Annotated in this window: 13 protein-coding genes and 1 pseudogene; all 14 read left to right on the forward strand. The window is 61.8% G+C overall.

The genetic code is table 11. The features are described 5' to 3' along the window. On the forward strand, positions 1–305 hold a 305-nt coding region (locus tag ACTBDU_RS14440; RefSeq protein WP_438806953.1), incomplete at its 5' end, for a hypothetical protein. A gap of 17 nt (positions 306–322) precedes the next feature. Next, positions 323–1,968 (forward strand): annotated as a pseudogene (terL, locus tag ACTBDU_RS14445) (phage terminase large subunit). Continuing rightward, entirely contained in the window at positions 1,968–2,120 is a 153-nt protein-coding gene (locus tag ACTBDU_RS14450) for a hypothetical protein (protein WP_438806954.1), read from the forward strand. Before terL ends, ACTBDU_RS14450 begins: the two are co-directional and overlap by 1 nt. A gap of 45 nt (positions 2,121–2,165) precedes the next feature. Continuing rightward, a complete protein-coding gene (locus ACTBDU_RS14455) occupies positions 2,166–2,993 on the forward strand; it encodes a phage portal protein family protein (protein WP_438806955.1) in 828 nt (275 codons plus the stop codon). A 55-nt stretch (positions 2,994–3,048) separates the two neighbouring features. Continuing rightward, complete coding sequence (locus ACTBDU_RS14460) at positions 3,049–3,276, forward strand: phage protein Gp37 (RefSeq protein WP_438806956.1); 228 nt, start codon at positions 3,049–3,051, stop codon at positions 3,274–3,276. Position 3,277: 1 nt separating this feature from the next. Further along, positions 3,278–3,406 carry a phage protein Gp37 gene (locus tag ACTBDU_RS14465; protein ID WP_438806957.1) on the forward strand — a complete coding sequence of 43 codons (129 nt, stop codon included), beginning with the start codon at positions 3,278–3,280 and terminating at the stop codon, positions 3,404–3,406. A gap of 89 nt (positions 3,407–3,495) precedes the next feature. Then, positions 3,496–3,648 carry a hypothetical protein gene (locus ACTBDU_RS14470; protein WP_438806958.1) on the forward strand — a complete coding sequence of 51 codons (153 nt, stop codon included), beginning with the start codon at positions 3,496–3,498 and terminating at the stop codon, positions 3,646–3,648. Positions 3,649–3,668: 20 nt separating this feature from the next. Further along, entirely contained in the window at positions 3,669–3,824 is a 156-nt protein-coding gene (locus tag ACTBDU_RS14475) for a hypothetical protein (protein ID WP_438806959.1), read from the forward strand. A 111-nt stretch (positions 3,825–3,935) separates the two neighbouring features. Further along, on the forward strand, positions 3,936–4,091 hold the full coding sequence (locus tag ACTBDU_RS14480; RefSeq protein WP_438806960.1) for a hypothetical protein: 156 nt from the start codon (positions 3,936–3,938) through the stop codon (positions 4,089–4,091). Between the two features lie 158 nt (positions 4,092–4,249). Next, positions 4,250–4,603, forward strand: a complete 354-nt coding sequence (locus tag ACTBDU_RS14485) for a hypothetical protein (protein ID WP_438806961.1) — start codon at positions 4,250–4,252, stop codon at positions 4,601–4,603. An 11-nt stretch (positions 4,604–4,614) separates the two neighbouring features. Then, positions 4,615–5,163 carry a phage tail sheath C-terminal domain-containing protein gene (locus ACTBDU_RS14490; protein WP_438806962.1) on the forward strand — a complete coding sequence of 183 codons (549 nt, stop codon included), beginning with the start codon at positions 4,615–4,617 and terminating at the stop codon, positions 5,161–5,163. Between the two features lie 21 nt (positions 5,164–5,184). Beyond that, complete coding sequence (locus ACTBDU_RS14495) at positions 5,185–5,370, forward strand: hypothetical protein (RefSeq protein WP_438806963.1); 186 nt, start codon at positions 5,185–5,187, stop codon at positions 5,368–5,370. A 109-nt stretch (positions 5,371–5,479) separates the two neighbouring features. Beyond that, positions 5,480–5,755: a hypothetical protein gene (locus ACTBDU_RS14500; RefSeq protein WP_438806964.1), complete on the forward strand. Its 276-nt coding sequence runs from the start codon at positions 5,480–5,482 to the stop codon at positions 5,753–5,755. 116 nt (positions 5,756–5,871) lie between these two features. Next, positions 5,872–6,978, forward strand: a complete 1,107-nt coding sequence (locus tag ACTBDU_RS14505) for a hypothetical protein (protein WP_438806965.1) — start codon at positions 5,872–5,874, stop codon at positions 6,976–6,978. Positions 6,979–7,393 lie beyond the last annotated feature (415 nt).

Genomic DNA, 7,393 nt, shown 5'->3' on the forward strand with positions numbered 1-7,393 from the left:
ATGTCGTGGATGTCGCCTATGGCGAAATACCCTTTCAGGGCGTCAACCCGCATCAAAAACCAGATAGGGGCGGCGCTGGCATGAAGCAGCTGGTCAAGCTGTTGCCGGGCGTGTACCTCGACCCGGCCGAGCTCAGCGTGGTCAGGGCCGCCGGCGAGAATGTGTCTGTCGGTCTGGACGGCGCCGCGCACTTTTTATGTTTGGCGAGTGTCGCCGGCAGCGTTGACACGGTGGCAGAGACCCTGGTATTGCGCATCAATGCGGTACTGGCTGAGGTCATCATGGCGTGTAAACCGCGTCTATAGGGGATTTAAAGCGAGATATGGCGGCGAAATTTTCCATCCGTGAATTCCAGCACTCGCTGGCTGCGCTGGCCTCCAGCCTGCGCCGTACCATCAAGGCCGAATGCCTGAGTTTTGATACCGGCGGGGCGGAAGCCATGGCGACGCGGCGTTCACAGGTGGCTGATCCGGTGAACGGCTATCGCTATTTTGTGCAGACCTATTTTCCGCACTATATTCGTCATGCCGACCCCAGTGAACTGCATGGCTGGCTATCTGTTTCAGCGGCTGCCACAGGTAGTCGCCAGCCCGAAAGGCGAGCAGGACACCATCGCCGCGCCGCGCGGAGATGGCAAGTCAACGCTGCTCAGCCAGCTGTTTGTGCTGTGGTGTCTGGTACGTGGCATCAAGCACTATGCCCTGATGGTAATGGACTCCATCGACCAGGCGTACCCGGTGCTCGAAGCCATCAAGGCCGAGCTGGAATTTAGCCCCCGGTTGCGGGGCCGACTTCCCCGAAGCCTGCGGTGTCGGTCGCGTCTGGCAGATGGGCACCATCCTGACGCGCAATGATATCAAGGTGCAGGTGGCCGGCAGCGGCAAAAAGCTGCGCGGCTTGCGCCATGAGCCGTACCGCCCTGACCTGGTGATACTGGACGATATTGAGAACGACGAGCAGGTGCGCAACCCGGACCAGCGCGACAAGCTGGAAAGCTGGTTGAGAAAAATCGTGCTGCCGCTGGGCCTCGCGGGCGCAAAACTCGATGTGGCGTATATCGGCACCATCTTGCATTACGACTCGGTGTTATCACGCACCCTGAATAACCCATTGTGGCGGCAGGCACGTTTAAGGCCAGTGGTTGGTGAACCTGTCGCTGTGGGAGACCTCTGGAAGCAGGTATTGCGTAACCAGGGGGGAGGCCGCGCCGCAGGATTTTTATACGGCACACCGTACCGAGATGAGAGGAAGGCGCGGAAGTTTCCTGGTCCGCCCGCCCGCTGCTGACCCTGATGCACATCCGCGCCCGGGACGATCACGCTACCTTTGACGCCGAGTACTAAAATGACACGGTCAGCGGTGAGGATGCGCTGGTTTGCCCACGGCCTGCATTTCTGGGTCAACCGGCTTAACGAGTGGGTCTTCTACGGGGCCACCGACCCCAGCCTCGCCAAGGCCGGGGCCAGCCGTGACCCGTCAGCGCTGTTGGTCGGCGGTTTTAATCGCACCACCGGCGCGCTGGATGTGGTAGAAGCGCAGATACGCAAGCGGCTGCCGGCCGCCATTATCAGCAACATCATCGCCCTGCAAAAGGAATACCACTGCCTGGTCTGGGGGTATTGAGGCGGTGCAGTTTCAGGAGTTCCTGCGCACCGAGCTGATTAAACGCGCGGCACAGCTGGGTCACCCGGTGCCGGCGCGGGCCATTATCCCCCATGCCGACAAGCTGTTGCGTATCGAGACCCTGTGCAGCCCGATATGGAAAACGGGCTTATCCGGCTGCACGCCAGCCATACCACCTTGATACAGCAGCTGCGCCACTTTCCCCGCGCCGACCATGACGACGGCCCGGATGCGCTGCACATGCTCTGGACGCTGGCCGTGACCCACGGCCCGAAAACCGAATGCCGCTCATTGTCCGGTGACCGGCACCCCGGACGGCTGGGCTTTTTCCGCGGAGGCTGGTAATGGGCATGCTCACCGATATTTACGGCCGGTTGTTGCGCCGCCGCACCCTGACGCAGCCACAGACTGCCGATGACCGCCACCTGCGTTATCAACAACTGACCGAGCACACCCCTCGCTGGGCATCGATATCCGCCGGGTGTATGACATCCTGAGCGAGGCCGAACAGAGGCATCTGGTGCGCCAGGCTGACCTGTTTTTTGATATGGAGGAGCCGCGATGGCCACCTATTTGCCGAGATGAGCAAGCGCCGCCGTTCGGTGATGCCGCTCACCTGGCGCATTGTGCCGCCGCCTCATCCCAGAGCACAGGAAAAGGCCATGGCGGACGCCGCGACGGAATGGTTTTCAGACCTGCCGGAGTTTGAAACGCTGCTGTTCGACTTTCTGGACGCCATTGGTCACGGCTTTGCCGCCGTGGAAATCGGCTGGAAACAGACGGAAAACATTTGGCTGCCCTGCGCCTTCTACAAGCGCCCGCAACGCTGGTTCCAGACCGCGACCCATAACCGTAACGCCATCCGCCTGATTGACGGCAGCCTCGACGGCGCTGAGCTTAACCCCTTCGGCTGGCTGCTGCATCGTCATCAAGCCAAAAGCGGCTGGGTGGCGGAAAGCGGCCTGTTCCGGGTACTGGTATGGACCTACCTGTTCAAGAATATTGCCACCCGTGACCTGGCAGAGTTTCTGGAAATCTACGGCCTGCCGACGTGGGTGGGCACCTATTCCGACGGGGCCAGCGAGGAAGAGAAAAACACGCTGCTGTGGGCGCTGCGCGACCTGGGGCATAACGCCGGCGGCATTATCCACGAACGCGCCGCTATCCGCTCTGAGTCCGCTGCACAAGGGCAGGTCGATCCGTTCCAGTATATGATGCAGTGGTGCGAAAGCACCCAGTTTAAGGTCATTCTGGGCGGCACCCTGACCACCACCCAAAGCGGTGGGGCGCTGCAGGGCAACGCCGGGGCGGCGTTCTTTTCCGGTCGCCGCGTCTGGGGACGCAACCAGACCAGCGAAGGGGGATTTTAATGATAAGCGAGATTGAAAACGCCATGATGGCGCGGCTTAAGCGGGTCTGGGTCGCATGGTATCTGCCGTGAGCAGCTATGGCGGCGAGCTGGAGGATGTGGGGGCTATCGCCCGTGTGCTACCCGCCTGCTGGGTGACCTTTCTTGGCGTGCAGCAGACCCAACCGGTCAGTACTCATAAACACCGCTTTTACACCTCCAGGCGTTTCTCGGTACTGCTGGCGGCCTATTCGGTACGCGAGGAAGCGGCTCAGCGCAAGGGCGGCCGGCCCTGCCCGCGATGAAGTGGGCTGCAATAGGCTGATTCGGGCCGTTCGGCGCTTAATGAGCCGTCAGGATATGGTGTTACCTGTCGAGCCCCTGCTGCCGAGCTGGGTGCGCTCACTGTTCAGCGCTCGCTTGAACAGTGATTGATGCCCTGGCGGCCTATTCTTGCGAATTCGACACGGTCTGGGTTGAAGAGGCGCTGGATAACGGCCGCTGACCCGCGCCGGCAGGCGACAATGACCCTGACCGGCTGTTTGCCGACTATCAGGGACGACTGGATACGCCGTAGCCGATGCATGAGCGCACCGGGCTGGCGTATCACCTTGATGACCCGCCAGCAGTTGTTGCGCAGGGATATCGTGGCCACAAGGGCAAAAGACCATGATTGACGTGATACCAAGGGGGACGCATGAGCATTGATGCCGTGATACCGACGCCAACCTATAAACCCGGCTATTATTTCGGGTTTAATATCACCCTGGCGTCGCGGGCGCTGTGGCCACCAACGACTAGACGCTGGTGGTACTGGCCCAGCGCACCACCACGCCGGATACGGAGACACTGACGCCGGTAAACGTGTTCAGCGATGAAGAGGCTGCCAGTCTGTTTGGTCATGGCTCCCAGGCGCATCGTATGGCGCGGGCCGCCATCCGCGCCAATGACACTGTAGCTGGCGGTGGTGGGGGTACCGGACAGCGAGGCGGGCGTGGCGGCTACCGGCACGCTGGGACTCAAGGGCAGCACCAGCGGCACCGGGCAGGTGCGCCTTGGCGTCTGCGGCGAAACCGTCGTTATTGCTCTGTCGCCAGTGGCGATAGCGCTGGGGCGCTGATCTGATGGTGAGCCTGGTGAAGGTTATCAACACCCTGGACGCGCTACCGGTGACGGCGGCGATGGCGGATCCCGCCGCCGTCATCCGGCGGTAAAAGTCCCGCCAAGCAGCTGCTGCTGACGGCGCGCAACAAAGGGGACTGTGGTAACCAGGTTGGCGTGACCGTCACGGTCAGCGCACCAAGTGTCACCGCTGCGCTGACGCCGATGCACGGCGGCGAAAGCGACCCCGCACTGGATGCGGCGCTGGGCGTCGTTGGCTGGAACGGTACGCTGTCAGGTGGCACGGCACTCACGACCGACGTCAACGCAGCGCGTCTTACACTGGGCTGGTACCACGGCTCAATGCTGCCCAACGGCGAGCTGGCGGCGATATATATGCCGCCATCATCGCCAGCGAGTCCGACCCGGCACGCCCGCTCAATACCCTGGCGTTACCCGCTGCGGACATCACGCCACAGGACAAATGGCCGGGGCGCCGCGAGCAGGAAAACGCGCTGGACAACGGCCTGACGCCTTTTGAAGTGAACGGCAGTCAGGTGCAGATTGTGCGGGCGGTCAGCACCTATGTGAAAAACAGCATAGGCGTGACCGACCGTTCGCTGATGGATATCACTATCCTGCGCTCGCTGGACTATGTGCGCCTGGCCTGCCGTGCCCGTATCACCCAGCGCTCCCCGCGTGAAAAACTCAATGATACCCGCCTGCAGCGTATCCGCTCCGAGCTGCTCGATGTGCTCTACGCCCTGGAGCAGCTGGAAATCGTTGGAAACGTGGATGCGCATAAGGAGCAGTTGACGGTAACGCGCAGTCGGCAGGATGACGACAGCCGCGCCGATGCGAGTATTCCGGCGACGGTGGTACGCGGCCTGCGTGTGTTTGCCGCCACATTTATCTTTTATAAAGGGGCCTGTATGGCACTGGGATACACCGGCGCGGTGCTGCTGGAGGTTAACAGCACCGAGGTTGAGGTGACTGAGTTTAGTCCGCGCGAGAACACAGGCAGGCAGCTGGTCAAGACCATGAACTCCACCGGGCGCGCCAAGGGCTACATTCAGGAGATTGCCACCTGAGAGCTGTCCATCACCGCCGTGGTGCCGGTCAACAATACCCTGCGGGAAAAAATCTCGGTCGCAAAATTGACGCAATACTCCCTCAGCGGCGGCAAGCGCATCACCTATCAGGGTGTGTTTGTCACTGAGATGGGCGAACAGTATACCGTTGACAATGAGGCCCGTATCGCTATTAGCGCCTTTGCACTGAATGAAGTTGAGGAGTAACCCATGGCATTTACCCACAGCGCCACCTTACCGATAGGCGTGTTTTATAAAGATCAACGGCACCGTGATTTTACCGTGCGGATCAGTATTATCGGCGACTAGATCCGCCGTGGTGGAGGAGGGTATCCCGGACTCGGGCACCATAGTGGGTGTCTTGGCACGTTGCATCACCGAGCTGGGCAGTATCCCCGCAGAAGAGATCACCTATAGGCTTCTCTGCGAGACGCTGGTTTCTGAGGATTTCAAAGCACTACGGGATGCCCAGCTTGAGGCGAAAAAAAAGCTCAGCGCGCTGAAGCCCGCCTGCGCGACTACCGTTTCGCCCTTGTCCGACTCGGACAGTACGGCATCAGCGCCCCCCGCGCCCGCCGCCTTGACGCTGTAGGCCTGGGCGGGCTGCTCGACGCTATCGGGCGTCTGGAAAACCCCACGCCCTGGCGGAAAAACAGGGCCATCAAAAGCCTGCGCCGACGCTTTCTCTCAGCCAAACGGACGTAACCCATGGCCCGTGAATTTGATACCCAGCTACGCTTCGGCGTCAAGGACAGCGCGCCGCCGGGCATTCGCCGTCTGTCGGAGGTATTTCGCCGCCTGTGCCAGGCGCGGGAAACCCTGGGGCTGCGGGGCGAGCGTCACCTGCAGCGGGAAATCCAGCGTACCCAGGCGGCCTATCAGTGCCTGGTGCGCAGCGGCACTCTGTCGGCCAGCGAGCAGCAGGTGCGCGCCTATGACAGGATGCAGACCAGCATTGCCCGGCTGCGCCAGGAGATGACCGGGGCTAAGCGTCAGCAACGCAGCTGGCTCAAGGGGACGCTGTCCCTTGGCTCCGGGCTGGTCACAGGGGTCATGACCCTGCGCCAGCGGGCCAATTTTGCCTACCGCAATGATAACGCGAGCGTGCGCGAGGCGGGCCTGACGGTCATTGACCAGCACATTCGTGCCGCCACGCGCGCCGGCGGCGGCATTCCCCGGCCCGGCGGCCTGCTGGACCATGTTACCGCCGGGCTGTCGGACGCACTGGCGACCATCCGGCGCGGCAATGAAGGTATCGCCTGCATCAGTAATCTGGTGGCCTCGGCGGAGTATGTGGTGCAGGCGCTGGCTGACGAGGTGCAGACCTTGCTGGGCAGCGTGATGAACTACCTTGATATGCCCTCGGCGTTTGTCTCTGACCTGAAAGGGTTGCTGTCCACTTTCAGTGACCGGTTGAATTTTAACGAGGTGACGCGGCTGTCAGACTGGCTGGCGGGTGCGCAGTCAAAGCGAACGGCTGGCTTTGCCGAACGGCGTGTGACTGCCAGCGCTGCCGGCGGTCAGGGTGGCGTTTTTGCCTCCACCCTGAACCGCGCCAGCATTATGCCGCAGGCCGACCGTGAGCTGATTAACCAGACTGTGCGCCTGGTGACGATAGCGGAGTGGGTTGACGTGGCGGCGGATATCTTTCAGGCGGAAGAGGAGACGCCGACGCTCTCTGGCAGTGATATTGAACGCCTGTGTGAGGAGGTGCGCGCGTTAATCGTGACTGCCATCGTGACACAGCGCACCGTGATGGACACCCGGCCGCGTACAGCGCACCAGGCCCATGACGTTGCCACCCGACGCCCGTAACGACAGGCGGCTTATCGCTGCGCTGCAGCAGCTAACCTACCAGCTGCAGAGCCAGATCCGCACCCTGATAGTGCGCCGTCCGCCGCGTGTTTTGCGGCAGGCCACCCGAGCGAGCGTGCAATCTGCATCTACTGGCCTTTGCATGGTACGGCGAGGCCGCGCGTGCCAGCGAACTGGCCCGATTAAATCCCACCCCCTGCGCAACCCCAACGCGCCGCAACCTAGAGACCGTCTGTATGCCTTCGTCCGTTAACACTACTGAGCGCATTGCCCTGCAGATTGGCGGGGTAGCCCATGATGACGGCTAAATATTGAAGTAGACGCCGACCTGCTAACCCCGGCGGCGGCTGGGCCGTTCACCGTCGGGCTAAGCCAGGCCCGTCTGCCGCCGGAGGTCAGGGTGGGCGCACGGGCC

Source organism: Sodalis sp. (in: enterobacteria), from assembly GCF_051710625.1.
Classification (GTDB): domain Bacteria; phylum Pseudomonadota; class Gammaproteobacteria; order Enterobacterales; family Enterobacteriaceae; genus JBPESN01.

Excerpts from the sequence above, each read along its gene's own strand:
- ACTBDU_RS14475 (WP_438806959.1), top strand. The coding sequence starts at position 3,669 with ATGAGCATTGATGCCGTGATACCGACGCCAACCTATAAACCCGGCTAT.
- ACTBDU_RS14470 (WP_438806958.1), top strand. The coding sequence starts at position 3,496 with ATGACCCTGACCGGCTGTTTGCCGACTATCAGGGACGACTGGATACGC.
- ACTBDU_RS14460 (WP_438806956.1), top strand. The coding sequence starts at position 3,049 with ATGGTATCTGCCGTGAGCAGCTATGGCGGCGAGCTGGAGGATGTGGGG.
- ACTBDU_RS14450 (WP_438806954.1), top strand. The coding sequence starts at position 1,968 with ATGGGCATGCTCACCGATATTTACGGCCGGTTGTTGCGCCGCCGCACC.
- ACTBDU_RS14505 (WP_438806965.1), top strand. The coding sequence starts at position 5,872 with ATGGCCCGTGAATTTGATACCCAGCTACGCTTCGGCGTCAAGGACAGC.